Source organism: Chromobacterium violaceum ATCC 12472 (assembly GCF_000007705.1).
Classification (GTDB): domain Bacteria; phylum Pseudomonadota; class Gammaproteobacteria; order Burkholderiales; family Chromobacteriaceae; genus Chromobacterium; species Chromobacterium violaceum.
Window position 1 is genome coordinate 1,805,529 of record NC_005085.1, and the last position, 24,448, is coordinate 1,829,976.

General features: G+C 67.0%; 22 protein-coding genes. 13 read left to right on the plus strand and 9 right to left on the minus strand.

The genetic code is table 11. The features are described 5' to 3' along the window. The first annotated feature begins 129 nt into the window (after positions 1-129). Positions 130-1,500 carry a UDP-N-acetylmuramate:L-alanyl-gamma-D-glutamyl-meso-diaminopimelate ligase gene (gene mpl, locus CV_RS08170; protein ID WP_011135218.1) on the plus strand — a complete coding sequence of 457 codons (1,371 nt, stop codon included), beginning with the start codon at positions 130-132 and terminating at the stop codon, positions 1,498-1,500. Between the two features lie 55 nt (positions 1,501-1,555). On the opposite strand, the gene CV_RS08175 is transcribed toward mpl, so the two are convergent. Beyond that, complete coding sequence (locus CV_RS08175) at positions 1,556-2,491, minus strand: sensor domain-containing diguanylate cyclase (protein ID WP_011135219.1); 936 nt, start codon at positions 2,489-2,491, stop codon at positions 1,556-1,558. A gap of 320 nt (positions 2,492-2,811) precedes the next feature. Continuing rightward, positions 2,812-3,291, minus strand: coding sequence for a hypothetical protein (locus tag CV_RS08180; protein ID WP_045050414.1), 480 nt, complete (start codon positions 3,289-3,291; stop codon positions 2,812-2,814). A gap of 727 nt (positions 3,292-4,018) precedes the next feature. Here CV_RS08180 and CV_RS08185 point away from each other — a divergent pair. The 9 genes from CV_RS08185 to CV_RS22115 all read left to right on the plus strand — a co-directional run bounded on the left by CV_RS08185 (position 4,019) and on the right by CV_RS22115 (position 14,251). Next, positions 4,019-5,341, plus strand: coding sequence for a sodium-dependent transporter (locus tag CV_RS08185; RefSeq protein WP_011135222.1), 1,323 nt, complete (start codon positions 4,019-4,021; stop codon positions 5,339-5,341). Between the two features lie 77 nt (positions 5,342-5,418). Beyond that, positions 5,419-6,129 carry a substrate-binding periplasmic protein gene (locus CV_RS08190; RefSeq protein WP_011135223.1) on the plus strand — a complete coding sequence of 237 codons (711 nt, stop codon included), beginning with the start codon at positions 5,419-5,421 and terminating at the stop codon, positions 6,127-6,129. Positions 6,130-6,195: 66 nt separating this feature from the next. Next, on the plus strand, positions 6,196-7,428 hold the full coding sequence (locus CV_RS08195) for a DUF1615 domain-containing protein (protein ID WP_043595846.1): 1,233 nt from the start codon (positions 6,196-6,198) through the stop codon (positions 7,426-7,428). 131 nt (positions 7,429-7,559) lie between these two features. After that, positions 7,560-8,012 carry a (2Fe-2S)-binding protein gene (locus CV_RS08200; RefSeq protein ID WP_011135225.1) on the plus strand — a complete coding sequence of 151 codons (453 nt, stop codon included), beginning with the start codon at positions 7,560-7,562 and terminating at the stop codon, positions 8,010-8,012. A gap of 9 nt (positions 8,013-8,021) precedes the next feature. After that, the gene (locus CV_RS08205; RefSeq protein WP_011135226.1) at positions 8,022-10,193 is read left to right on the plus strand and encodes a xanthine dehydrogenase family protein molybdopterin-binding subunit; all 2,172 of its coding nucleotides are present in this window, start codon (positions 8,022-8,024) and stop codon (positions 10,191-10,193) included. Between the two features lie 11 nt (positions 10,194-10,204). Further along, on the plus strand, positions 10,205-10,750 hold the full coding sequence (locus tag CV_RS08210) for a hypothetical protein (protein ID WP_043595848.1): 546 nt from the start codon (positions 10,205-10,207) through the stop codon (positions 10,748-10,750). Positions 10,751-10,758: 8 nt separating this feature from the next. Beyond that, positions 10,759-11,751 (plus strand): XdhC family protein, encoded by a 993-nt coding sequence (locus CV_RS08215; RefSeq protein WP_011135227.1) that lies wholly within the window; start codon positions 10,759-10,761, stop codon positions 11,749-11,751. Continuing rightward, a complete protein-coding gene (locus CV_RS08220; RefSeq protein WP_043595850.1) occupies positions 11,748-12,317 on the plus strand; it encodes a nucleotidyltransferase family protein in 570 nt (189 codons plus the stop codon). The genes CV_RS08215 and CV_RS08220 overlap by 4 nt, the downstream gene beginning before the upstream one ends. Positions 12,318-12,397: 80 nt before the next feature. Continuing rightward, complete coding sequence (locus CV_RS22115) at positions 12,398-14,251, plus strand: methyl-accepting chemotaxis protein (protein ID WP_052278789.1); 1,854 nt, start codon at positions 12,398-12,400, stop codon at positions 14,249-14,251. A gap of 3 nt (positions 14,252-14,254) precedes the next feature. On the opposite strand, the gene CV_RS08230 is transcribed toward CV_RS22115, so the two are convergent. The 7 genes from CV_RS08230 to hcnA all read right to left on the minus strand — a co-directional run bounded on the left by CV_RS08230 (position 14,255) and on the right by hcnA (position 21,309). Continuing rightward, on the minus strand, positions 14,255-15,262 hold the full coding sequence (locus tag CV_RS08230; RefSeq protein WP_011135230.1) for an ABC transporter ATP-binding protein: 1,008 nt from the start codon (positions 15,260-15,262) through the stop codon (positions 14,255-14,257). A 19-nt stretch (positions 15,263-15,281) separates the two neighbouring features. After that, positions 15,282-16,082, minus strand: a complete 801-nt coding sequence (locus CV_RS08235; RefSeq protein ID WP_011135231.1) for an ABC transporter permease — start codon at positions 16,080-16,082, stop codon at positions 15,282-15,284. Then, complete coding sequence (locus tag CV_RS08240) at positions 16,079-16,990, minus strand: ABC transporter permease (protein ID WP_011135232.1); 912 nt, start codon at positions 16,988-16,990, stop codon at positions 16,079-16,081. Before CV_RS08240 ends, CV_RS08235 begins: the two co-directional genes overlap by 4 nt. 63 nt (positions 16,991-17,053) lie before the next feature. Then, positions 17,054-18,154 carry an ABC transporter substrate-binding protein gene (locus CV_RS08245; RefSeq protein WP_011135233.1) on the minus strand — a complete coding sequence of 367 codons (1,101 nt, stop codon included), beginning with the start codon at positions 18,152-18,154 and terminating at the stop codon, positions 17,054-17,056. Positions 18,155-18,333: 179 nt separating this feature from the next. Further along, positions 18,334-19,593: a cyanide-forming glycine dehydrogenase subunit HcnC gene (gene hcnC / locus CV_RS08250; protein WP_011135234.1), complete on the minus strand. Its 1,260-nt coding sequence runs from the start codon at positions 19,591-19,593 to the stop codon at positions 18,334-18,336. 1 nt (position 19,594) lies between these two features. Further along, the gene (locus CV_RS08255) at positions 19,595-21,001 is read right to left on the minus strand and encodes an NAD(P)/FAD-dependent oxidoreductase (protein WP_011135235.1); all 1,407 of its coding nucleotides are present in this window, start codon (positions 20,999-21,001) and stop codon (positions 19,595-19,597) included. After that, positions 20,998-21,309 (minus strand): cyanide-forming glycine dehydrogenase subunit HcnA, encoded by a 312-nt coding sequence (hcnA, locus tag CV_RS08260; RefSeq protein WP_043595852.1) that lies wholly within the window; start codon positions 21,307-21,309, stop codon positions 20,998-21,000. The genes CV_RS08255 and hcnA overlap by 4 nt, the downstream gene beginning before the upstream one ends. 508 nt (positions 21,310-21,817) lie before the next feature. Between hcnA and CV_RS08265 the strand changes: the two genes are divergently transcribed. From CV_RS08265 to CV_RS08275, 3 genes are all read left to right on the plus strand, one after another. Continuing rightward, a complete protein-coding gene (locus CV_RS08265; RefSeq protein WP_011135237.1) occupies positions 21,818-22,339 on the plus strand; it encodes a hypothetical protein in 522 nt (173 codons plus the stop codon). Positions 22,340-22,375: 36 nt separating this feature from the next. Further along, positions 22,376-22,879, plus strand: coding sequence for a hypothetical protein (locus tag CV_RS22120; protein WP_011135238.1), 504 nt, complete (start codon positions 22,376-22,378; stop codon positions 22,877-22,879). A gap of 81 nt (positions 22,880-22,960) precedes the next feature. Beyond that, complete coding sequence (locus CV_RS08275; protein WP_011135239.1) at positions 22,961-23,956, plus strand: asparaginase; 996 nt, start codon at positions 22,961-22,963, stop codon at positions 23,954-23,956. The last annotated feature ends 492 nt before the right edge of the window (positions 23,957-24,448 follow it).

The window sequence follows — 24,448 nt, forward strand, 5'->3', positions numbered from 1 at the left end:
CCCGCGGCCTTGTTCTGGCTCAAGGGTGGACGGCATCCGGCCGCTGCCCGGGCGCCAGGGGCCTGGTGTCGGCCCGGGCGGCTTTCCGGTATCCTTGCGGTTTCGTTGTCTTTAGCTGCGTTGAACGATATGCACATCCACATCCTGGGTATCTGCGGTACCTTCATGGGCGGCATCGCCGCCATCGCCAAACAGGCCGGCCACAAGGTGACCGGTTGCGACGCCAATGTCTATCCGCCGATGAGCACCCAGCTGGAGGCGATGGGCATAGAACTGACCCAGGGCTTCGGCGCGGAGCAGGTGGACCTGAACCCGGACGTGTATGTGATCGGCAATGTGGTGACGCGCGGCAAGCCGCTGATGGAGGAAATCCTCAACCGCGGCCTGCCTTATATTTCCGGCCCGCAGTGGCTGGCCGAGAACGTGCTGCGCGACAAATGGGTGCTGGCGGTGGCCGGCACCCACGGCAAGACCACCACCAGCTCGATGCTGGCGTGGATACTGGAGGACGCCGGCCTGGCGCCCGGCTTTCTGATCGGCGGCATTCCGGAGAACTTCGGTGTGTCGGCGCGGCTGCCGGGCGCGCCGGCGCTGGATCCGGCGAGCGTCAGCCCCTTCTTCGTGATCGAGGCCGACGAGTACGACACCGCCTTCTTCGACAAGCGTTCCAAGTTCGTCCATTACCGCCCGCGCACCGCGATCCTGAACAACCTGGAATTCGACCACGCCGACATCTTCGCCGACCTGGCGGCGATTGAAACCCAGTTCCACCACCTGGTGCGCACCATTCCGGGCAACGGCCGCATCGTCAGCAACGGCCGCGAGGCCAATCTGGACCGCGTGCTGGCGCGCGGCTGCTGGACGCCGGCGGAGCGCTTCGGCGTGGACGCCGGCTGGCAGCTGGGCGCGCTGCACGAGGACGGCGGCTTCGACGTGCTGCTGAACGGCGAGCAGCAAGGCACGGTGCGCTGGGCGCTGATGGGTGAGCACAACCGGCTGAACGCGATCGCCGCCATCGCCGCCGCGCGCCATGCCGGCGTCGCGGTCAAGGACGCGATAGACGCCTTGTCCCGTTTCGCCAACGTCAAGCGCCGGATGGAAGTGAAGGGCGTGGCGGGCGGCGTCACCGTCTACGATGATTTCGCCCACCACCCCACCGCCATCGCCACCACGCTGGAAGGCCTGCGCCGCAAAGTGGGCGACGCTCGCATTCTGGCCGTGCTGGAGCCGCGCTCCAACACCATGAAGCTGGGCACGATGAAGGACGCGCTGCCGGGTTCGCTGGCGCTGGCCGACAAGGTGTTCTGCTCGGCCGCGGGGCTGAACTGGAATCCGGGCGAGGCGCTGCAAGTCATGGGGGCGAAGGCGCAGACCTTCAGCGATTTCGACGCGCTGCTGGGCGCCATCGCCGCCGAGGCCAAACCGGGCGACCATGTGCTGGTGATGAGCAACGGCGGCTTCGGCGGCATTCACCAGAAGCTGCTGGACAAATTGGCCTGAGCCGCGCCGCCGGCTTGGCGCATGGATCCGGGGCGTGCGGAGATGCCCCCCCGCCTCAGGGCAGCTGGATGATGTAGTTGGCGCCGCCGTCGCGCGCCTTCTTCAGCGCCTCTTCCAGCCGCTCCAGCATAGGAGTGGGGCTGGATTCCTCCGGCCGCAGCGCGCTGATGCCGACGCAGGCCGCCGCCTGGTGTTCCGTCCCCTGGTAGAGAAAGGTGAGCTGGCGCAGCGACTTGATCAGGCGCCGCCCCATTTCGTTGGCGCCGCCGATCGCGGTATGGGGCAGCAGGATGACGAAGGTGTTGGCGCTGCGCCGCGCCACCAGGTCGCTGTCGCGGCTGCTCTGCAGGCACAGGCTGCCGGCCAGGCGGATCAGGTGGCCATAGGCGGAGCCGTCGTCCTCGCGCGGCACCATCTCGGGTACGTTGACCAGCTCCAGCGCCAGGCCGGACAGGCTGCCGCCGTAGCGCTTGGCGCGGCTGGTTTCGGAGTGGGCGCTGGACATCAGCCTGTGCATGCCCACCACGCCGGTCAGCTTGTCCTCGTCGTCGTTCTGCCGGCCTTCTTCCTTCAGCGTCTTGACGATACTCAGCGAGCGTTCCACCAGCTGGCGTTCGAAATCCAGCAACTGGCCCAGCACCTTGGTCTCGGTGCGGTCGGAGAAACTCACTACCAGCAAGGGCACCTGGTCCAGGCTGATGCGCCGCGCCGACAGCTGGACGTCGAAGATGCGTCCGGTGCTGGTGCTCAGCTGCATGCCGCGGTTGTAGATCATATTGTTGCCTGCCAGTTCGCGGCAGATGGTGTAGGCCTCGTTCTTGTCCGGCAGAAAATCGTAGACCGAGGACTTGAGCAGTTCGCTGTGGGGGCTGGCGAGCAGGATGCAGGCCAGCTGGTTGGCGCAGTAGATGTGGCCATCGTCCGGCGAGGCCAGCAGCAGGCTGCCCTGCACCGTGTCTATCAATGGCTGGAACGCCTGCAATGTGACCATCTGTCCGCCTCCCTTGGCTGCCGAAGGTAATGACGCGGCTTGGGCACCTGGGTGAGGCGTCGCGGCACACTACGTTCTTCTACTTAGTTTATTCATTGTTCTCGTGGTTTTCACGTAGCTTGATGAAGATTAACTCGTTAATTTCAAATGATATTTGTGTATTTCTCGGGCGCGGCGGCTTCCATCTGGATATCGAGCACATCCGGTGCGTGCCGGCGCGCGGGGGCGCGCAGCGCCTGGCCGCCGCCAGCTCGTGGACGGTTTGTCACCGCAAAGGAAAACGCGCCCGCAGGCGCGTTTTTTCCCAGCCGGAAGCTGGCCTATTGCCACAGTTGGCAGTATTCGGTGTTGGCTTCGTAGTTGTCACTGACGGTGCCGTCGCTGTAGATCTTCTTCACCCAGCCGTTCGGTTGGCGGCTGGTCGGCTGCGCGCCGCAGTTGGGGTGCACCCAGTGGATGCCGACGCCGCTGGTGTATAACTGGCCGCACAATTGCAGGCGGTCGCCCCGTTGGATGGTGTTCAGCGGGGAGGGCACGTCTTCGCCGGCGTAGTCGTAGCCGTAGGCGTACACATTGTCCATCGCCACATCATAGGTGCGGCCGTCCTGGTCGGCGCGCAGGCGCACGTGGGTGTGCGACAGCTCGACGCCGTTCAGCATCTGGCCGGAGGCGAAGGTCGGTCCGCTGACCACGGTGCCGGTCAGGTAGCTGCCGGCGGCGGCGCGGCAGTCGGATTTGGCGTCGGCCAGCGCCGCGAAGGAAGCGCCCAGCAGGCAGGCGGTCAAAACAAGTTTCTTCATTTTCATAACCTTTGCAGTTTTAATGACATTGTTTTGTTGCGCAGATGATTCTAGTGATAATGAGTAGCGCTTATGTTGCATTTGCAATAAGAGTGATGTGTTTGTTTTTCAATGATGAATAAAGTGTGAAGATGGCTGCGATGGGTGGGTGGCGGCGCGCCGTTTGCCTGATTTCGCGCGGGGCGCCGGCAGGCAGCCGGTAGCAGCCCGCGGCAGGACCGGAAGAGGAAAAGAAGGGGCGACTGCCCGGCGCGTCGCGCCGGATGGCGCCGCATGTGCCCGGCGGCCGTCGATCCCATCCGGAGACAGGCGGCGCATCGAGTGTTGATTCCGGCTTGCCGGCATCATGTAAATGTCGATTTACACTGATGTCAGTTAGATACCACCCGCAATCGTGTTACATTCTGAAACGCATCTGCAAGATGCATCGCGAGGACTGGCAGGCTTCACCACCCCGAGGCGCCCGTAGCAACCGTCCAACAGACGGCTTCCTCTCCCGGTTCCGCCGCGCAGGCGGCCGCGGTCCGCTCTAGCGGCCGCGACGCGCGCGACGGACATCTCGACTCCGCGCCACGCCGCATCGGCCGGCGCGGGCGTTCGGCGACGCCGCGGCACCGCGCGTTTCCCGTGCACGTCAGACCCGCTCCGTTTCGACGGGGCGCTTTCGCGTGCCCGGACGCCCGCCGCGGCAAAGACAAAACCATTACACGACAAAGATTTACAGGACATGGCTAGATCTCAATGGGGCTCGCGCCTCGGTTTCATTCTCGCGGCAGCCGGCTCGGCCATCGGGCTGGGCGCCATCTGGAAGTTTCCCTACGTGGCCGCCACCAACGGCGGCGGCGCGTTTTTGTTCATTTACCTCGGCATCTGCCTGACGCTGGGCCTGGTGCTGATGCTGGCTGAAATGGCGTTGGGACGCGCCACCAGCGCCGGCGCCGTCGGCGCGTTCCGCAAGCTGGCCGGCGGCTTCTGGCCGCTCATCGGCTACATGGGCGTGCTGGTGTGTTTTCTGATCCTGTCGTTCTACAGCGTGGTGGGCGGCTGGACCATCGCCTACATCGTCAAGTCGCTGCAGGGCGGCATCATGACGTCCGATCCCAAGGCGCTCGGCGCCATTTTCGGCGGCTTCATCAGCGACCCGGTGCAGCCGCTGCTCTATCACGGCGGCTTCGCGCTGCTGACGCTGGCCGTGGTGGTCGGCGGCGTGCAGAAGGGCATCGAGGCGCTGTCCAAGTTCCTGATGCCGGCGCTGTTCGCGCTGATGCTGGTGCTGATCGCGCGCGGACTGACGCTGCCGGGCGCGCTGGAGGGCGTCAGCTATTTCGTCGCGCCGGACTTCTCCAAGGTGAGCGCCAGCATGCTGGTGGACGCGCTGGGCCTGGCCTTCTTCTCGCTGTCGCTGGGCCTGGGCATCATGATCACCTACGGCTCCTACGTCGGCCGCGAATCCAAGCTGCTGGGCTCGGCGCTGTGGGTGATCCTGCTGACGGTGGCCACTTGCTTCCTGGCCGGCCTGATGGTGCTGCCGGCGGTATTCGCTTTCGGCTTCGACCCGTCCGCGGGCCCCGGCCTCACCTTCATCACCATGCCGGCGGTGTTCGCCCACCTGCCGCTGGGGCAGCTGTTCGCGGTGATGTTCTTCTGCCTGCTGCTGCTGGCGGCGCTGACTTCGTCGGTGTCGCTGCTGGAGGTGGTGACCAGCTTCGCCATCGACGAGCTGCGCCTGTCGCGCCGCACCGCCGCCATCCTGATGGCCGCCGGCACCTTCCTGCTGGGCATCCCTGCCTCGCTGTCGCTGGGCGTATGGGGCGATTACCAACTGTTCGGCATGAACTTCTTCGATCTGCTGGACTTCGTCACCTCCAAGCTGCTGATGCCGGCGGGCGAGCTGCTGCTGGCGCTGTTCGTAGGCTGGAAAGCCTGGCCGGTGGTCAGGGCCGAGCTGTCGTCCGGCCGCTCGCCGCGGGCGATGCAATGCATGCGCGGCTTCTGCATGGCGCTGGCGCCGCTGTTGATAGGCTGCATCATGGTGGCCAGCTTCCGCTGATGGCGGCATGAGAAGACGGGGAGCGGCGGCTCCCCGTTTTGCTATGGTTCAGACAGTACGGACGGTCTGGAGTAGCCATGGCGAAGTGGCGAGTGGCGGCGATCCTGTCCGGCGCCTTGCTGGCGGCGGATGCCCGGGCTGAAGCCTTGCGCATGCTGCTGACGCAAATCCCCGGCATCATCGAGCAGGCGCCCGATGGAGCGTCCATGCGCGGCGTTGGCATCGACCTGATGAAAGAGGTGGGGCGCCGGGCCGGCGTGGAATTGCGTTTCGAAGCCTATCCACAGGCCCGCGCGCGGCTGCTGGTGGAGCGGCAGCGCGATGCCTGCCTGCCGGTGGCGCATCTGCCGGAGCAGGCGGCGAATTTCAAATGGAGCGCCCCGCTGCTGCAGATGCGCCTGGTCTTGCTGGCCAGGGGGGACGATGGCCGCCAGCTGCGCAGCCTGGAGCAGGCGGGGGGGCTGCGGGTGGGGGCGATGCGCGGCACCATGGCGGCGGCGCGCCTGAAAGAGCGGGGCGTGGCGGTGGAGGAAAGCGCCGATTACCTGAGCGGCCTGGAGAAGCTGAGGCTGGGCCGGCTGGATCTGTGGGCGATGCTGGATGTCGGCGTCGCGTCGCTGGCCCGGCGTCTGGAAATGCCGCCGCCCAGGGTGGCCTGGGTGATGGATACGCTGGACGTGTCCTTCGCCTGCAACCGGCAAGTGGACGACGCGCTGATCGCCCGGCTGGATGGCGCCATCGCCGCGATGCGCGCCGACGGCAGCATGGCCCGTTTCGATCTGCGCTGACGGCGGGCATGCCAAATGGGCCCGCGCTGGGCTACACTGCCGTTTTTGCCAGTCTGCGAGAACACCTTGAACGCCCGTCTGACCCTGCTGGCAGGCTGCCTGCTGCTGGCCGCCTGCGCCACGCCCCCCCATCCCGCCTCCGCGCCTGCGCCCATCGTCGCGCCGGATATGCCGGCCTCCGCGCCGGCAGTCGACGTGTTTGCATCCTCCCAGCCGGCTTCTGCGCCGGCCGCCGCGCTGCCGTCGCGTCCGGTCGCGCGGCCGGTGCAGCCGCCGACGGCGATCTCCGAAAGCCAGGGCCGCGCCTTGCTGGACCGCCTGCTGCCGCCAGGCATTCCGGACCGCAAGGGCTGGAGCAACGACGTGATGGGCGCGTTCAGCCACCTGAAGATTCCGTACACGCCGCAGTTCTTCTGCGCGGTGCTGGCGGTGGCGGAGCAGGAGTCCGGCTTCAGCCCGGACCCGGTGGTGCCGAATCTGTCCAAGATCGTCTGGGGCGAGATCGAGCAGCGCCGGCAGAAGTACCTGATCCCGCAGTTCGTCGTCGATGCGGCGATGGGCAAGAAATCCCCCGACGGCCGCACTTTCAAGCAGCGCGTCGACGCCCTGCGCACCAAGCGCGAGATGAACGCCTTGTACGAAGACATGGTTCGCGAGCTGCCGTTCGGCCAGACCATCTTCGAACACAAGAACCCTATCCGCGACGGCGGGCCGATGCAGGTCAGCGTCGCTTTCGCCGAGACCCACATCCGCGCCTGGCCGTACCCGTACAATTATTCCAGCCTGCGCGACGAAGTGTTCGGCCGCCGCGGCAGCGTCTACTTCGGCACCGCCATCCTGCTGCAGTACCCGGCGCCGTATCACGAGATGGTCTACCGCTTCGCCGACTACAACGCCGGCCGCTACGCCAGCCGCAACGCCGCCTTCCAGCTGGCGGTGTCCCGGCTGTCCGGCCGCAAGCTGGCGCTGGACGGCGACATCATGCTGTACAGCGACAAGATGAACCGCGTGCTGTCCGGCGAAACCAGCGACACCCAGCGCGCGCTGCAATCCATCGCCGGCCGGCTGGGCATCAGCGACGCCGACATGATGCGCGACCTGCGGCTGGAGAAGCTGTCCGGCTTCGGCCAGAGCCCGCTGTATCAGAAGGTGTTCGCGTTGGCCGGTCCCAAGGCCCCGCGGGAGATCATCCCGCAGATCGTGCTGGTCAGCCCCAAGTTCACCCACAAGCTGACCACCGAGTGGTTCGCGCGCCGCGTCGACGGCCGCTACCAGCGCTGCCTGCAGCGCGGAGGCTGAGCGGCCCGCCGGCTTGAGTCTGGACCGATAGCACCTATAGTGATTGCAGCGGCGCCTGGGCGCCGACACGCATCCGGACGGCGGCCATTCCATGGTCGTCGTCTTCTGTTTCTCGGCTCGGGAGGCAAGGCATGAAGGTTTCCATCAACGGCAAGGCGGTGGAGCTCGGCTCCTCCCCCGACACGCCCCTGCTGTGGGCATTGCGCGACGAGCTGGGCCTGACCGGCACCAAGTTCGGCTGCGGCGCGGCGCTGTGCGGCGCCTGTACGGTGCTGAAGAACGGCCTGCCGATACGTTCCTGCGTGACGCCGATTTCCTCACTGGCGGCGGACGACAGCATCACCACGGTGGAAGGCAACGCCGACAAGGTGGCGCAGGCGGTCAAGCAGGCCTGGCACGAGCTGGACGTGGTGCAGTGCGGCTTTTGCCAGAGCGGCCAGCTGCTGGCCGCCACCGCCTTGCTCAGCGCGAATCCTCATCCCTCCGATCAGGACATCGACCTGGCGATGAGCGGCAACCTATGCCGCTGCGGCACCTATCCCCGCATCCGCGCGGCCATCCACGCCGCCGCCAAACTGTTGTAGGAGGCCGCGATGACGACCACCGGAGTTTCCCGCCGCGGTTTCCTGAAGATGAGCGGCGCGGTCGGCGGGGCGCTGTGCCTGGGCTTTGTCCTGAACGAGAGGGGGGGCAAGGCCGAGGCGGCCGAGGCCAAGAGCGCCATCCCCGCCCCCAACGCCTTCGTCCGCATCGAGAAGGACGGCGGCGTCACCATCGTCAGCAACAAGTCGGAAATGGGGCAGGGCATCTACACCTCGCTGGCGATGCTGATCGCCGAGGAGCTGGAGTGCGACTGGAACCGGATCAAGGTGGTGTCGGCGCCGGCGGCTCCGGTCTATGTCCATACCGCCTTCCATATCCAGATCACCGGCGGCAGCACCAGCACGCTGTCCAGCTACGACCAGTACCGCAAGATAGGCGCCGCCGCGCGCGACATGCTGATCGCGGCCGCCGCGCAACGCTGGCGGGTGCCGGCCTCGCAATGCCGCGCCGAAAACAGCCGAGTGTTCAACAACGCCAACGGCGCCAGCCTGGGTTACGGCGAGCTGACCGAGGCCGCCGGCAAGTTGCCGGTGCCTGACACGGTGGAGCTGAAGCCGCGCCACCGCTGGAAGCTGCTGGGCACCCGCGTGCACCGGGTGGACGGCGACGAGAAGCTGGACGGCCGCGCGCAGTTCGCGATGGATGTCCGCTTGCCCGGCATGCTGACGGCGCTGGTCAAGCGCTGCCCCAGCTATGGCGGCAAACCCAAGGGCTTCAACGCCGACGCGGCCAGGGCGGTGCCCGGCGTCAGGGACGTGTTCGCGATCAGCAACGGCGTCGCCGTGCTGGCTGACGGTTTCTGGCCGGCCAAGAAGGCGCGCGATCTGTTGACCGTGGACTGGGATCATGGGCCGAATGCCGGGTTGGATTCTGCCAAGCTGCGCGCCGACTATCGCGCGCGCGCGGCCACGCCCGGGCAAACCTATCGCAGCGAGGGCGACGCCGAGGCCGCGCTGGCCGGCGCGGCCAAGAAGCTGGAAGCCTGGTACGAGGTGCCGTACCTGTCCCACTCGCCGATGGAGCCGCTCAACTGCGTGGTCTGGCTGAAGCCCGGCAGCTGCCAGATCTGGAGCGGCACCCAGTCGCAGACGCTGGACGCCGGCATGGCCGCCGCAATGGCCGGGCTGAAGCCGGAGCAGGTCTCGCTGCACACCACCTTGCTGGGCGGCGGCTTCGGCCGGCGCGCGGTGCCGGCGGGGGCCGACTGGCTGAAGGAGGCGATGGAAGTGGCCAAGCGTCACGGCCAGGGCGCGCCGATCCGGCTGATGTGGACCCGCGACGACGATTTGGCCGGCGCCTACTACCGGCCGATGTGGCTGGACCGCGTGCGCGGCGGCATAGCCGCGGATGGCAAACCGGCCGCCTGGCTGCAGACCGGCGTCGGCCAGTCCATCATCGCCGGCACGCCGTTCGCGCCGATGATGATCAAGAACGGCATCGACGCGGTGTCGGTGGAGGGCACCGACGACATGCCCTACGCGCTGCCGGCGGTGGCGCTGGACCTGCACACGGCGCAGACGCCGCTGCCGGTATTGTGGTGGCGCTCGGTCGGCCATTCCCACAGCGCCTTCACCAAGGAAAGCTATATCGACGAATTGGCGCGGCTGGCGCGCCAGGACCCGGTCGCCTACCGGCTGGCGCTGCTGGGCAAGGCGCCGCGCGAGCAGGGCGTGCTGCGCGAGGCGGCGCGGATGGCCGGCTGGGGCCGCAAGCTGCCCAAGGGCCACGGCCTGGGCGCGGCGGTGCACAGCTCCTTCGGCTCCCATGTCGCCCAGGTGGTGGAGGTGTCGCTCAAGGGCAAGGAGCTGAAAGTCGAGCATGTCTGGTGCGCGATCGATTGCGGCGTGGTGGTCAACCCCGACCAGGTGGCGGCGCAGATGGAGGGCGGCATCCTGTTCGGCCTGTCGGCGGCGCTGTTCGGCGAGATCACCTTCAAGGACGGCGAGGTGGAGCAGAAGAATTTCGACGGCTACCCCATCGTCAGGATGTTCCAGGCGCCCAAGGTGGACGTTTCCATCGTCGCCAGCGAAGAGGCGCCGGGCGGCACCGGCGAGCCGGCGGTGCCGGTGGTGGCGCCGGCGCTGGCCAACGCCATCCACGCGGCTTCCGGCAAGCGGCTGCGAGAGCTGCCGCTGAGCCGGCACGGTTACCAGGCGGTATGAGGGAGGCCGACATGAACATCTCGACTGTCCTGTGCTGGGCGCTGGCCGCCTGGCTGCCGGCCGCCTGGGCGGCGGACGATCCGGCCGCGTCGCGGCAGGCTTTCGGCGAGGTGGCCCGGGTGCTGCAATCGCCGCGCTGCCTGAATTGCCACACCGTCACCGACTTTCCCCGCCAAGGCGACGACCGCCATCCGCATCAGCAGATGATCAAGCGCGGGCCGGCGAACATGGGCCATCCCTCGCTGATGTGCCTGGCGTGCCACCAGACGGCCAACTCGGCCGACGGCGCGGTGCCGGGCGCGCCCAGCTGGCGTCTGGCGCCGCTGAGCATGGGCTGGGAAGGGCTGAGCGCCGGCCAGCTGTGCCGCAGTCTGGTGAACAAGAAGCAAAACGGCGGCCGCGGCGTGCCGGAGCTGGTCGCCCACATGACGACGGACCCTTTGGTGCAATGGGCCTGGCAGCCGGGCGGGCGGCGCACGCTGCCGCCGCTGTCGCAGCGCGACTTCCACGTCGCGGTGCGGCGTTGGGCCGACACCGGCGCTTACTGTCCGAAATGAGTGCGGCGATGCGCGGCAACGACGAGACCGTGCTGGCGCAGGCGCTGGACTGGCTGCGCCAGGGCCGCCGCGTCGCGCTGCTGACGGTGCTGGGCACCTACGGCGCCAGTCCCAGGCCGCCGGGCGCGCTGGCGGCGATACGCGACGACGGCGTGATCTGCGGCTCGGTGTCCGGCGGCTGCGTCGAGGACGATCTGCGGCGGGAAATCGCCGAAGGCGGCGTGTTCGGCGCGGCGCCCTCGGCCCGGGTGCGCAGCTTCGGCGTCAGCGTCGAGGAGAGGCAGCGTTACCGGCTACCCTGCGGCAACAGCCTCCGGGTGGCGGTGGAAACGATGCCGGATCCGGCGCAGCTGGAGGCTCTGCTGGCCGCGGTGCGGCAACGCCGCTGCCTGTGGCGGCGGGTCGACTACCGGGACGGCGCCGCCCATCTGCTGGAGAGCGGGCCGCCGGCCGCCTTCGCCGAGGATGAGGCGGGTTTTTCCGCGCTACACGGCCCGCTCTGGCGCTTGTTGATCATAGGCGGCGCCGAACTGGGCCGTTACCTGGCGCAGATCGCGCTGACGCTGGACTACGCGGTGACGGTGTGCGAGCCGCGCGAGGAGTACGCGGCGGGCTGGGAGCCGGACGGCGTCGCGCTGTCGGCCCAGATGCCGGACGACCTGGTGCTGGCTTTCGGCTGCGACGAGCGCACCGCGGTGGTGGCGGTGACGCACGACCCCAAGCTGGACGACCTAGCGCTGATGGAGGCGCTCAGGCTGCCTTGCCATTATGTCGGCGCGCTGGGTTCCGCCACGACTACGATGAAACGAAAGGCGAGGCTGGCCGAGCACTTCGGCCTGACGCCGGCGCAACTGGACAGGCTGCACGGACCCGTGGGGCTGCCTATCGGCTCCCGGACCCCGGCCGAGATCGCGGTCTCCATCGCCGCCGATCTGATCGCCAGCCGCAGCGCTTGTCACCGGGAGGGGGTTCATGGCGAGGAAGGGAGCTGCCGGGCATGATGGCGGGCGCGCTGCTGGCGGCGGGCCAGGGGAGCCGATTCGGCGCCGACAAGCGGCAGGCGCGGCTGCTGGACGGCCGCACCCTGCTGGAGGCCAGCGCCGGGGCGTTTATCGGCCGGCTAGAGCCGTTGGCGCTGGTGCTGCCGGAAGACGACGCCTTCGGACTGGAGCTGTGCGGCCGCTTGGGCCTGCAGCCGCTGGCCTGCAGGCTCAACCGCGGCGGCATCGGGCATTCTCTGGCCTGCGCCGCCGCCTGGGCGCTGGGCCTGCCCGGATGCCGGGGCTTGGTGCTGGGTCTCGCCGACATGCCGGCGGTGCGGCCGCATACCGTCAGCCAGGTGGCCGCGGCGCTGGCGCACGGCCGGCTGGTGTTGCCGTGCTACCAGGGCCAGCCAGGCCATCCGCGCGGATTGCCGGCGGATTGCCTGCCTGGATTGCTCGACTTGCGGGGCGATGCCGGCGCGCGGAACGTCCTGGACTGGAGCGCGGCGCTGAGGCTGGAGCTGGACGATCCGGGCGTACTGATCGACATCGATGCGCCGGAGGATCTGAAGACGCTCGGCTGAACGCCGTACCCTGGTATTTACGCTTAGCTGCCAGCCTCTCCTATAGTGGGAAGTGTTCCGGCTCGGGGTGGATGACGGATATGCGGGTTCGTTTCACGGTTGCCCACAAACTGGTGCTGCTGATCGCGCCGCTGGTGCTGGCGCTGTCCTGCGTGGCAGTAGGCTACGCCTGGCACCAGCGTCAGCTGCTGCAGGAGCTGGACCGCGACCAGGTGCTCAGCGCCAATATCGAGATGGTCGGCGAGCTGATCCAGCAGTTGCAGATAGAGCGCGGGTTGGGGTACGGCTACCTGAGCCGCCACCAGGCGCTGCCCCCGGAGCTGGTGCAGGCGCGCGCGGCGGCGGACGAGGTGCTGAAGCGGCTGCGCGCCCAGCCGCAGGACGACCAGTCCGACGGCTTGCGCGCCTATCTCGCCCATAGCGTGCCGGCGCAGGATCAGCTGGACCAGCTGCGGCGCGACATCAACGCCCGCCATATCTCTCCCACTCCGGAGTTCAACCGCTATTCGGACATGATCGAGCAGTTGTCGGGCATCATCACGCTGTTCAATGCCCAGACGCCCGAAGCGCAGGCGCTGTTGCTGCAATGGTCGGCGGTGAACTGCCAGAAGGAGTTCACCAGCCGCAGCCGCGGCCTGGTGACCGGCGTGCTGACCGTCGGCAGCTTCAGCATCACCAATTTCCGGCTGGTCAGCGGCATGGTGTCGCAGGAGGAGCTGTGCCGCTCGCAGTACCGGCAGTACGGCGGCGACCAGGCCGCGCTGAAGGCGGCGATGGACCGCAGCCGGCAGTTCGAGTCCATGAGGGATTCTGTGCTGGCGCGCGGCGCCGGCGCGATGCAGAGCGAGACGCCGGACGACTGGTTCCGCACCGCCGGGTTCAGGATAGCGGAGCTGTACCAGCTGCAGAGCCAGTTGCTGCAGCAAATCCGCCGGCAGCTGGACGCGCAGGCGCATAGCGCGCGGGTGTACGGCTACCTGGTGCTGCTGGGTCTGCTGCTGCTGTTGCTGCCTATCGGCCTGGCCGTGCTGGTGGGCCGCAACATCATACGCACGCTGGGCGCGGAGCCAGACGAAGTGGCGCGCGGCATGCGCGAGCTGTCCGCCGGCCGGCTGGATTTCTTCCTGCCGCTGCGGCATGGCGACGACCACAGCCTGGCCGCCCACATCCGCCAGATGGGAGAGCGCTTGTCCGGCGTGATCCTGCAGGTGAAGGAGGACGCCGACGCGGTGGCCAACGCCTCCACCGAGCTGAATTCGGCGTCGCAAGGCTTGTCCCAGGGCGCGGCGCGCACTTCGTCGGACGTGGAGGAGAGCAGCAGCGCGATAGACGACATCGCCCGTTGCATGTTCCACATGGCCGGCGACGCCAACGACGCCGGCTGCATGGCGGACACCGCCAGCGGGCAGGCGGCCGAAGGCAACCGGGTGGTGCAGCAGACGATCGCGGCGATGCGCCAGATCGCCAAGCGCACCGACATCATCGATGACATCGCCTACCAGACTAATCTGCTGGCGCTGAACGCGGCGATAGAGGCGGCGAGGGCGGGCGAGCACGGCCGGGGCTTCGCGGTGGTGGCGGACGAGGTGCGCAAGCTGGCGATGCGCAGCCAGACGGCGGCCAAGGAGATAGGCAAAGTGGCGATAGACAGCGTCGAGCTGGCGGAAAACGCCGGCCAGCAGTTGAGCGACATCGTCGAATCCAGCCGCCAGACGCTGGAGCTGGTGAAGGGCATTTCCAGCGAGGCGACGACGCAGGCGCAGCGGGTGGGCGGGATCAACCAGGCGATGCAGCGGCTGAACCAGCTGTCGCAGGACAATGCCGCCGCCAGCGAGGAGCTGTCGGCGGCGGCGCAGGAGGTGGCGATGCGCGCCGACAGCCTGCGCCGGCAGATGCATTACTTTCAGCAGGGCGCGCAGCCCCCGGCGGATTGACGGTCAGCGCACCTCGCGCAGATTGTCGCGGTCGAAGCGCAGCCGCACCGGCGCGCCGGCCGGCAGCAGGTCGCCCGCGTGGCGGTTGAGCCGGTCCACTTGCAGCGTCGCGCCGCCGGCGTCCACCTGGTAGCGGATGATGTTGCCCAGGAGCTGGTGCTGGCGGATCACCGCCGGCAGCGCCTGGTTGTCGTCGGCGTCATCGTTGCCGAGCAGTTCTATCGATTCCGGCCGCACCGCCAGGTGGCCGCGAACTTCCAGCCCCAGCAGCGCATGGCTCTGCTCGGCCGACAGCAGGTTGTAGTTGCCCATGAAGCGGGCGACGAACTCGGTGGCCGGCTGGGTGTAGATGGTCTCGGCCGCGCCTTCCTGCTCCACCTTGCCCTGGTTCATCACGAAGATGCGGTCCGACATGGTCAGCGCCTCTTCCTGATCGTGGGTGACGAAGACGGTGGTCAGGCCCAGGCGGCGCTGGATGTCGCGGATCTGCTCGCGCAGGTTCTTGCGGATGCGGGCATCCAGCGCAGACAGCGGCTCGTCCAAGAGCAGCACGCGCGGCTCCACCACCAGCGCCCGGGCCAGGGCCACGCGCTGGCGCTGGCCGCCGGACAGCTGGTGCGGGAAGTGCTTCTCGCGGCCGTTCAACTCCACCAGCGCGATCACCTCGCCCACCTTGCGGCGGATCTCGTCGGCGGAGCGCTTCTGCATCTTCAGGCCGAAGGCGATGTTGTCGGCCACGTTCATGTTGGGAAACAGCGCGTAGCTCTGGAACACCATGCCGATGCCGCGTTTTTGCGGCGACTGGCGGGTGATGTCGTCGCCGGCCAGGCGGATGCTGCCGCCGCTGGGCGTCTCGAAGCCGGCGATCATGCGCAGCACCGTGGTCTTGCCGCAGCCGGACGGGCCGAGGAAGGTGACGAACTCGCCGGCCTCCACCTGCATGTTGAAATCGTGGACCACGGCCTGCTGGCCGAAGCGTTTGTTCAGATGGTCGATTTGCAGAAATGCCATGATGCTTTCCGTTTCCAATTCAATGTTCGTCGGCGCCGAAGGCGGCGCGGTTGCGGCTGACCACCTGCATCAGCCCCATCGCCGCCCAGGTGACCAGGAAGGCGATGATGGCGAGCGCGGCCGGTTCGTAGGCGCGGTTGGCGCCGATCAGCTGCAAGTAGGGGCCGAAGGCCGGGCGGGCCAGCAGGCTGGCCAGCGTGAACTCGCCGATGACGATGGCGAAGGTCAGGAAGGCACCGGACAGGATGGCGGTTTTCAGATTGGGGAAGATCACCAGCCTGAGGATGTCGAACCAGCCGCTGCCCAGGCTTTGCGCCGCCTCGGTCAGCGAGCGCACATCTATCGCCGACAGGCCGGTGTCCACCGAGCGGTACAGATAGGGCAGGGCCAGCGTCACGTAGCCGAACACCAGCAAGAGGTCGGTGCCGCGCTCGCTGCCGGTGAACGGCAGCCAGCCGCCGCTGCCGTAGAGGCGCAGGTAGCCGAACACCAGCACGATGGCGGGGATCACCAGCGGCAGCAGGGTGATGAACTCGATCAGCGGGCGCAGCCTGGGCAGCTTGAGCTGGATCCAGAAGGCGGTGGGCACCACCAGCAGGATGCCGGCCAGAATGGTCAGCAGCGCCAGCAGCGCGGAGTAGCCGAAGCTGGCCTGGAAGCCGGGATCGCTCAGAACGACTTTATAGGCTTCCAAGCTGTAGCCTTCGCGCCTCATCTTCAGGCTGAACTCGAAGGTGGCGATCAGCGGCAGCAGGAAGTAGCCGCTGCCCAGCAGGATGGCGAGCCAGGCGCCCAGGCGCGAGGTGGCGGTGGGTTTCATGCGGCCTCCCTTTGGCTGCGCTTGCGCAGCCAGATGTAGCCGGCGTTGGCGCTGCCGGTGATCAGGACCATGCCCAGCGCCAGCGCGTAGCCCAGGTTCTGGTCGTGCAGCACGTCGCCGTGGATTTGCGCGTACAACAGGATGGTGACGATGTTGAGCGAGCTGCCGGTCAGCGCGTAGGCGGTGGCCACCGCGCCGAAGGCGTTGGCGAACAGGAGCAGCGCGGCGCCCACCATGCTGGGCCACAGCACCGGCAGCGCGATGTAGCGCCAGTAGGCGAGGCCGGAACCGCCCAGGCTCTCGCAGGCCTCGCGCCATTCGTCCTTCAGGCCTTCCACGGCGGGGGCGATGATCAGCACCATCAGCGGCACCTGGAAGTAAAGATAGGTCAGGGTCAGGCCGGCGAAGCTGAGGATGGAGAAACCGCCGGCGTACAGGTCGACGTCCAGATACTTGCGCAGCAGCATCGTCACCAGGCCCATCCGGCCCAGCGTGGACAGGAAGGCGAAGGCGAGCGGAATGCCGGCGAAGTTGGAGGCGACGCCGGAGAAGGTGGTCAGCGTCGGGCGGATCCAGGCCGGCAGGCCGCCGCGTATCGCCGCCAGCGCCAGCAGCAGGCCGAGCAAGGTGCCCAGGATGGCAGAGGCAGCGCTGATCTGCAGGCTGATCTGGTAGGCGCCGAGGATGTTGTCGTCGAATAGGCGGACGATATTGTTCAGCGTGAAATGGCCCTGCGCGTCCTGGAAGGCGCCCACCATCAGCATGCCGGTGGGCAGGATCAGGAACAGCAGCGCGAAGATCAGGAAGGGCGCGACGCCCAGCCACGACAGCAGCGGCGCGCGGGCGGCGCTGGGCGGACTGGCTGTGCGGGAGGAGGGCGTCGGCATGGATTCTGAGGATGCGGACATCGGTGTTTCTCTAGGTGAACGGGCCGCCAGCGGCGGCCCGGAGATGAAGCTAGGCGCAGCGTTTTACTTCACGTTGCTGCCGACCACGCTGTCCCACTGCTTGGTGATGCCGGCCTTGTAGGCCTCTTGCTGCTCGATGGTCGGGAACACCGCTTTCTTGTAGGCGGCGGCGTCCGGCAGCTTGCTGATCAGCTCGGAAGGAATCTTCTTCTTGGCGGTCAGGTCGTTGAAGCGGATCGGGTGGCAATAGCCCTTCAGCCAAGCCACCTGGCCTTCGTCGGAGAACAGGTATTCCATCCACAGCTTGGCGGCGTTCGGGTGCGGCGCGTAGGCGCTGATGGCCTGGGCGTAGACGCCGGCCACCACGCCGCTCTTCGGCACGATCACGTCCACTTTCGGGTTGCCCTTCAGCGTGTCGCGGTCGGCCAGCGCGTTGTAGTCCCAGCGCACGATGATGGGGGTGGTGCCCTGGGCCAGCGAGGCGGCCTTGCCGATCACCGGCACGAAGTTGCCGTTCTTGTTCAGCTGCGAGAAGAATTTCAGGCCGGCGTCGGCGGCTTTGTTCACGTCGCCCTTGGCGTGGGACAGGCCGGCGGCGAACACGCCCTGGATGGCCTGGTTGGCGGCGCGCGGGTCGCCCGCCAGCGCCACGGCGTTCTTGTATTCCGGCTTCAAGAGGTCAGCCCAGTCGGCCGGGGCCTTGCTGACCAGGTCGCGGTTGACCTGGAAAGTGAGCACGCCGTAGTAGTCGCCGTACCAGTAGCCGTCCTTGTCCTTGACGTTGTCGGGAATGCTCTTCCAGGTGGACACCTTGTACGGCTGCAGCAGGCCGGCGGCCTTGGCTTGCGGGCCGAAGGACAGGCCGACGTCGATCACGTCCGGCGCCTGCGGTCCCTTGTTGTTCTTGTTGGCCTTGATGGCTTCCAGCTCGTCGGCGGAACCGGCGTCCGGATTCAGTTCGTTGACCTTGATGCCGTACTTGGCCTTGAAGCCGGCGATCACATTGCCGTAGCCGCACCAGTCGTGGGGCAGGGCGATGGTGTTCAGCTCGCCTTCCTTCTTGGCGGCCTGGACCAGGGCGGCGAGATTGTCGGCGCTGGCCGCGTTGGCGATCAGACCCAAGGCGCCGGCGACGGCGATGTAACCCAGTTTGTGCTTCATCATTGCTCCCCTTCTGCGGCCGGTGGCCTATCTATCGAAAAACTGATGCGATGGTATGAGGGATTGATGACAAAACGACGTCATTAATATGACAAAACGGTTTCATCGGCGGATGTCGGGCCGATGCGCGAAAAAAAACCGCCAGGCCATCAGGCCGTGGCGGCTCAGTGAGAGGAACTTGATCAGGCGTGCAGCGCGAAATCCATTTCTTTTTCGGTGCGGTTAGGGAAGCGGCCGGCCAGGAAGGGCGCGATGTCCAGCGGCAGCGGCTCGCCGCGCACCAGCCCGTTCAGCAGCACCCCGGTGATGGCCGAGGTGAGGATGCCGGTGCGGAAGTGGCCGCAGGCGTTCAGATACCCCTCGACGCCGTCTTCCGGCCCCAGGATAGGCAGCTCGTCGGGCGTGCCGGGGCGCAGGCCTGCCCAGCAACGCTTGATGTTGACGTTGGCGAGCTCCGGCACGCAGCGTATCGCGCCCTGCACCAGTCCGTTGATTTCCGGATAGGTGATGGCGGTGTCGTAGCCCTTGTCCTCGGTGGTGCTGCCGATCAGGATCTCGCCGTTGTCCTTCTGCGCGATGTAGCAGTCGCTGGTGGTGATGCAGCCGCGCAAGAGCTTGGGCATCTTCTCCGACAGCACGATCTGGCCCTTGACCGGCTTGACCGGGATGGTGCGGCCGGTGGCCCAGCGCGACAGCTCGGCCGCCCAGGAGCCGCCGGCGTTGATCAGCGTATTGCAAGAGAAATCGCCGGCCTCGGCGGTGCGCACGCCGGTCACGCGGCTGCCCTGGCGGGTGACGCCGGTGACGTTGACGTTGAAGAACACGTCGACGCCGTTTTGCCGCGCCGCCTCGGTGTAGGCGTCGGTCAGGCGGAACGGGCTGACCTGATGGTCGCACAGGAATTCCAGCGCGCCTTGCGCCTCGCCGCTGACATAGGGCTCGCTCTCGCGCAGCTGGGCGCGGTCCAGCCAGCTCACCTCGCTGGCCAGGTGCGGAATCTGGGCGGCGATGTGCTCGGCGTACAGCTGGTCTTCTTCATCGTAAATGATGTACTTGAGCCCGGTGCGCTCGAACTTGAAGTCCATGCCGTGGTTTTCCATCAGTTCCTGGTGCAGGGCCGGGTACAGCGCGTTGGAGGCCAGCGCGAAGTCGAAGAAGCTCTGCGGCAGGATGTGCGGCGTGCTGGCGTCCACCGCCACCGCCGCGCCGGCCGCCTCGCGCTTGCGCTTGGCCGAGGTCATGCGGAAGAAGATCACGCCGCAGCCCAGGCCCACCGACTCGCCTATCGCCCACAGGCCGCCGGCCGACGCGCGCGACGCGTTGCCGGGACGCTTGCTGTCGATCAGCGCGATTTTCAGATCGCGGCGCTTGGACAGCTGGTAGGCGCAGGAGGCGCCGATCACGCCGCCGCCGGCGATCACGATGTCGTATTGCTTGCTCATGTCAAATCTCTTCAGTCTGTTGGGCGTCGATGGCGGAGAAGGCCGAGAACGGCAGCGGGTCCAGCGGGAAGCGCGGGCGTATCCAGCCCACGTCGCGCTTGCCGGTGTGCTCGCGCAGGCGGTCGCTGCAATAGCCGACGCACATCTTGCCCTGGCAGTCGCCCATGCTGACCCGGGTGCGCATCTTCAGGCTGATCAGGTCGTTGACGCCCTGTTCCAGCGCGGTGTCGATGTCCTGGCGGGTGGCGTGCTCGCAGCGGCAGATCACGGTGTCGCGCGCCGGCAGCGCCAACTGGCCGCGGCCGCGGCGGGTGAAGCTGTCTATGCCCTTGCGGAAGCGCAGGATGGACGCCATCTGGTCCAGGCATGCCTGGCGTTGGCGCAGCGCCTGTTGCTCGTCCAGCTTGCCCAGCTGCAGCAGCATGGACAGCGCGGCGATGCGGCCGCTGATCATCGCCGCTTCGCCGCCGCGCAGGCCGCCGATGTCGCCGGCCAGGTGGATGTTGCCGCGGCTGCTGCGCTGCCATTCGTCGTTGACCGGCTTCAGGTAGCCGTCGTCGGCGTAGCGGTGCTCCAGGCCCATCTGCTGGGTCAGCTGGGTGCGCGGGATGAAGCCGTAGCCGACGGCCAGCGTCTGCGCCGGCAGGCGGCGGCTGCGCGTCAGGTCGGCGCGCCATTCCGCGTCGTAGGGCGCGACGGTCACTTCGCCCAGCTCGGCGTCGCCGTGGGCCTCGACCACGCCCCAGCCGTAGTGCAGCGGGATGCCGTGGCGCTTCAGGTAGGCCACCATGCTCAGGCCGTCCAGGAACAGCTGCGGTTGGTTGAGCAGGGCGATCGTTTCCTTGGCCAGCCGGCCGAAGGCGCTGGCTTCGTAAACGCCGGCCACTTCCACGCCGGCGCGGTGCAGCTGGCACGCCACCAGCGGCAACAGCGGGCCGGTGCCGACCAGCACGGTGCGCCCCAGCGGCTTGACCACGCCGCTCTTGATCTGAAGCTGCAGGCCGCCCAGCATGATCACGCCGGGCAGGGTCCAGCCGGGGAAGGGCACGCTGCGCTCATGGCAGCCGGCGGCCAGCAGCAGCTGGGAAAAGGGGACGGCCTCGACTCGCTCGTCCGGCGTCAGCGCGAACAGTTCGCCCTCTCCGCCGCCGACGACGCGGGTGTTCAGCCGGATGTCGATGCGGTCGCGGACTTGTTCGAATTCGCGGTGCAGCGCCTGCATGTTTTCGCGATAGCGCTCGCCCAGGTAGTCCAGCACCACGCCTTCCCGCAGCGGGCCGCGATAGACCACGCCGCCCACGCGGGAGGCCTCGTCCAGCAGCACGCACTCCACGCCGTGGCGCGCCAGCTCCATGGCGGCCGACATGCCGGCCGGGCCGCCGCCTACGATGACGGGTTTGGCGCTCATTGCAAACCCTCCGTATTCAGACGGTTGCTGGCGGTTTCCACCTTCATGCCGGGGCGGACCACGGTCTGGCAGGCGCGGCGCTTGTGGCGGCCGTCTATCTTGACCAGGCAGCAGTGGCAGACCCCCATCCCGCAATAGGAGCCGGCGATCTGCTGGTTGTCGTTGCGGCTGAGCTGGCGCAGGCCGACGGCGTTGAGGACGCTGAGCACGGTTTCGCCGCTTGCCGCGGCGACCGGTTGATCATTGATGTGTATCGTCAGGGTCTGGCCCTGCAATGCCTGGATATCGTGACTGCGATGTAAGGACATGGTGCACCTTGCTTGTTTTGGCTAACTGGCAGGTTTCTTACAACGAAGCCGGGGTTCCGCCATTGCCCCGGTTCGGTATCGCGATACAGGTGTCGTTCGCTTATTGGTGTAATGGATTTTCAAATTTGAATGCAAATTGACTTGCCATTGGCAATCAAAGTTCGTTTTAGCATTATGAAACTTCCATTTGTTTAACTCATGTCAATTTTTGAATTTAAACTCTACAAAAATGACAAACAGACAGTCTGTCTGTTACTTTTTTGCCGACTGTATATATCCAGAGGGAGAAAGTCTTAACGCTTGTTAATCAGGCAGCCGGCTTGGGACATGACTATGCAAAGCGGCCATGCCGTCGGCCATTCCGCGCTACAAACGCTTACACGCGGAAACCTGAACCTTGCTGAATTCGTCACGGGATGCCGTCAAGCTGTAATCGGTTTTGCATGAGGCTGAATACAGCAGGCTGGACGGCTGAACCGATCCAGCCCGGAATCCAAGGAGACGAATGATGAAAACGATGATTGTCGGCGTCATGAGGTTGACGCCGCTGTTGGCGGCATGCGGGCTCAGCGCCTGCGTGGTGGCGCCGCCGCGCGCGCCGGCCGCGTATCGGCCGGTGATGACGGTCCAGGTGGAGGCGCCCCGGAGCTGGCGGCCGGCCGAGCATCCGTACTACCTGCACGCGATGAGCGATTTGCGCCAGGCGCGCGCCTACCTGGCGAGGCCGGACTATCCGCAGATCGCCGACGACGAGCGACGCGCGGTGGCGGAAATCGACGCGGCGCTGGGCGAGATGCAGCGCGCCGCCATCGAGGACGGCAAGGATCCGTGGCGCTACGAGCAGCCGGATGCCCGCATGAGCCCGACCGACCGCTTCCACCGCGCGATGGAGCTGCTGGACGCCGCGCGCCGCGATGCCGGCCACCAGGAAGACGACCCCTGGGTGCGCGATCTGCAGCGCCGCATCCTGCGCCACATCGACGGCGCGCACCGCGCCGTGCAGCAAGCCGTCAACGACGCCCTGCGCTGAGCGCCGGGCCGATTTCGATCATACGAGGAGACCATCATGAAACTGCGCGGAATTCTGGCCATTCTGGCGCTGGCCGCCGCCGGCAACGCGATCCTGAGCGCGCCGGCGCTGGCCGACGGCTGGCGCGACGGCGATGCGTGGACCTGGCAGCAGCACCAGTGGCATCCGGAAGCGCATCCCTACTATCTGCACGCGATGAGCGATCTGCGCCTGGCGCGCGATCTGCTGGCCCGTCCGGACTATCCGCGGGTGATGGACGACGAGCGCCATGCCGTCGATGAAATCAACAAGGCGCTGCGCAAGATGCGCGACGCCGCCATCGACGACGGCAAGGACATCGACGACCGCATGCCGCCCGACGCGCGCTGGCGGCCGGATGACCGCTTCCATCAGGCCCGGATGTTGCTGGACAAGGCCCGGCAGGACGCCACCCATCGCGAGGACGATCCCTACCTGCGCTCGCTGCAGCGCGACATCGTCCATCACATCGACGAGGCGCGCCGCGCGGTCGACGTGGCGGTGTCCGACGCGCTGCGCTGATCCGGTCTGTTCCGCCGGCGTGTGACGCCGGCTGAGGCTTGCGCTACCATCGTCCGCAGACCAAGTGCGATGGAGTATGCAATGAGCCGAATCCTGGTGCTCTACACCGGTGGTACCATAGGCATGGACCACACCCCTGAAGGCCTGGCCCCCGTGCCGGGCCTACTGCCGCGCCTGCTGCAGCGTTTCGCCCGTCCAGGCCTGGAGTTCGATATCGTCGAATTCGAACAACTGATCGACTCCTCGGCGCTGACGCCGCGCCAATGGAACCAGATACTGGACGCGCTGGTTTCCCGCTATCACGACTACGACGGTTTCGTCGTCATCCACGGCACCGACACCATGGCCTACACCGCCGGCGTGCTGGCCTTCGCGCTGCGCGGCCTGGCCAAGCCTGTGGTGCTGACCGGCGCGCAGCTGCCGTTGGTCCATCCGCGCTCCGATGGCTGGAGCAATCTGGCCGACGCGCTGGAAGCTGCCTGCCAGCCTGACCTCAACGAAGTGGCGATCGCCTTCGACCGGCTGCTGCTGCGCGGCAGCCGCGCCCGCAAGCTGGATGTCGAGCGTTTCGCCGGCTTCAACAGCCCCAACGCCGAGCCGCTGGCTGAGTTCGCCATCCACGCGCATTGGCGCAAGGAGCGGTGGCTGAAGCCCGACGGCGAGTGGAATCCGCTGCGGATAGAAGAAAATCTGAAGCTGGCCGCGCTGATGCTGACGCCCGGCCACGGCAGCGCGCTCGCCGGGCAGGTCTTGCGCGACGGCGGGCTGGATGGCGCCGTCCTGCTGGCTTACGGCAGCGGCAACGCGCCGGCCGACCCGGTTCTGCTCGACGGCATCGCGGCGATGACCGCCCGCGGCTGCCCGGTATTGACGCTGACCCAGGCGCCCAGCGGCGCGGTGGAGGTGGGCGCTTACGCCGCCAGCCAGCCGCTGGCCCGCGCCGGCGCGCTGCCGGGCGCGGACCTGACGCCGGAGGCCGCGCTGGCCAAGCTGCAGGCGCTGCTGTCGGCCGGCGTGTCCGGCGACGAGTTGCGCAAGCGGCTGGTCCGCCCGCTGCGTGGCGAAATGACGGTCTGAGTTTTCTCTGTTGGAGTGAAAGGCTGCCTAAAAAATGGGCAGCCTTTTTTCATGCTTTCCGTTCAGAGGCTTGCGAGGCTTTTCCACAACGCTTCCACATGGCTTTGCACCGGCGATGTGGGAAACCGGCGCGTTGGCAGAAACGGGCGACATCCTGCGGGTGGGCGGTTTTTGATTAATAAATAGGCAGCCTGCGCCGAGCCATGGAAAATCAGGCATTTGCCGGACTTGTCCACATTCCGCGCACAGCTTTGTGTACCGGAGCGGGGGATGACTTCACGCCCAGCATGCTTAAAGCTGCCTAAAAAAAAGGCGGCAAAGAATTTCCTTTTCCATACAGCGCCTTGTGGAATCTATCCACAGTCGACCCACACGACTCTGCACCGGAGGTGGGGAAAAAATACGGAATTGATTAAAAAATAGGCTGCATCTGAAAAGCGAAGGCTTTCAGTCGCTTGCCTCATCTGTCCACAGCCGGCTCACAGGGCTGTC

Bases quoted from the DNA above. Each gene is read 5' to 3' on its own strand.
- CV_RS08185 (WP_011135222.1), top strand. From the start codon at position 4,019: ATGGCTAGATCTCAATGGGGCTCGCGCCTCGGTTTCATTCTCGCGGCA.
- CV_RS08275 (WP_011135239.1), top strand. From the start codon at position 22,961: ATGAGCCGAATCCTGGTGCTCTACACCGGTGGTACCATAGGCATGGAC.
- CV_RS08180 (WP_045050414.1), bottom strand. From the start codon at position 3,291: ATGAAGAAACTTGTTTTGACCGCCTGCCTGCTGGGCGCTTCCTTCGCG.
- CV_RS08215 (WP_011135227.1), top strand. From the start codon at position 10,759: ATGCGCGGCAACGACGAGACCGTGCTGGCGCAGGCGCTGGACTGGCTG.
- CV_RS08255 (WP_011135235.1), bottom strand. From the start codon at position 21,001: ATGAGCGCCAAACCCGTCATCGTAGGCGGCGGCCCGGCCGGCATGTCG.
- CV_RS08220 (WP_043595850.1), top strand. From the start codon at position 11,748: ATGATGGCGGGCGCGCTGCTGGCGGCGGGCCAGGGGAGCCGATTCGGC.
- CV_RS08265 (WP_011135237.1), top strand. From the start codon at position 21,818: ATGAAAACGATGATTGTCGGCGTCATGAGGTTGACGCCGCTGTTGGCG.
- CV_RS08230 (WP_011135230.1), bottom strand. From the start codon at position 15,262: ATGGCATTTCTGCAAATCGACCATCTGAACAAACGCTTCGGCCAGCAG.
- CV_RS08200 (WP_011135225.1), top strand. From the start codon at position 7,560: ATGAAGGTTTCCATCAACGGCAAGGCGGTGGAGCTCGGCTCCTCCCCC.
- CV_RS08175 (WP_011135219.1), bottom strand. From the start codon at position 2,491: ATGGTCACATTGCAGGCGTTCCAGCCATTGATAGACACGGTGCAGGGC.
- CV_RS22120 (WP_011135238.1), top strand. From the start codon at position 22,376: ATGAAACTGCGCGGAATTCTGGCCATTCTGGCGCTGGCCGCCGCCGGC.
- CV_RS08245 (WP_011135233.1), bottom strand. From the start codon at position 18,154: ATGATGAAGCACAAACTGGGTTACATCGCCGTCGCCGGCGCCTTGGGT.
- hcnA (WP_043595852.1), bottom strand. From the start codon at position 21,309: ATGTCCTTACATCGCAGTCACGATATCCAGGCATTGCAGGGCCAGACC.
- CV_RS08240 (WP_011135232.1), bottom strand. From the start codon at position 16,990: ATGTCCGCATCCTCAGAATCCATGCCGACGCCCTCCTCCCGCACAGCC.
- CV_RS08205 (WP_011135226.1), top strand. From the start codon at position 8,022: ATGACGACCACCGGAGTTTCCCGCCGCGGTTTCCTGAAGATGAGCGGC.
- CV_RS08190 (WP_011135223.1), top strand. From the start codon at position 5,419: ATGGCGAAGTGGCGAGTGGCGGCGATCCTGTCCGGCGCCTTGCTGGCG.
- hcnC (WP_011135234.1), bottom strand. From the start codon at position 19,593: ATGAGCAAGCAATACGACATCGTGATCGCCGGCGGCGGCGTGATCGGC.
- CV_RS22115 (WP_052278789.1), top strand. From the start codon at position 12,398: ATGCGGGTTCGTTTCACGGTTGCCCACAAACTGGTGCTGCTGATCGCG.
- CV_RS08210 (WP_043595848.1), top strand. From the start codon at position 10,205: ATGAACATCTCGACTGTCCTGTGCTGGGCGCTGGCCGCCTGGCTGCCG.
- mpl (WP_011135218.1), top strand. From the start codon at position 130: ATGCACATCCACATCCTGGGTATCTGCGGTACCTTCATGGGCGGCATC.
- CV_RS08235 (WP_011135231.1), bottom strand. From the start codon at position 16,082: ATGAAACCCACCGCCACCTCGCGCCTGGGCGCCTGGCTCGCCATCCTG.